1 protein-coding gene and 1 pseudogene are annotated in these 374 nt (G+C 62.6%); both read left to right on the top strand.

All coding sequences use genetic code 11. The features are described 5' to 3' along the window. Positions 1-91: pseudogene (locus AC0L27_RS41215) on the top strand (chitooligosaccharide deacetylase NodB); the annotation flags it as partial. Positions 92-105: 14 nt separating this feature from the next. Next, the coding region (locus AC0L27_RS41210; protein WP_473323839.1) for a glycosyltransferase family 2 protein at positions 106-374 on the top strand (269 nt) is incomplete at its 3' end.

The following is a 374-nucleotide window of genomic DNA, read 5'->3' as shown; positions in this document are numbered from 1 at the left end:
GCGCGACCAGACCGTGACGGCGCTCGCCCAACTCATTCCAGCACTGCATGACCGTGGATTTGCAATCCGGTCGCTTCCTCAACCTCACTGAATAGATCGATTCCCATGAGCCTGCTTGCCACCATCAGCACCGCTGCTGTTGCCTCCTACGCGTTGCTCTCCAGCGTCCACAAGAGCGCGCAGGCGCTTTATGCGCTGCGAAGCGACGCTCCACTGCCGCCGTACGACCGGGTCGACGCCGATGCTCTGCCCAGCGTCGATGTCATCGTGCCCTGCTTCAACGAGGACCCGCGCACGCTGGCGGCCTGCCTGAAGTCTATCGCAAGTCAGGATTACCCAGGGCGATTGCAGGTCTACGTGGTCGACGACGGCTC

The sequence above is a fragment of the Bradyrhizobium sp. Ken51 genome, from assembly GCF_055807435.1.
Note: the sequence above shows the minus strand (reverse complement) of the source record. Positions and strands in the feature narration are given on the sequence as shown.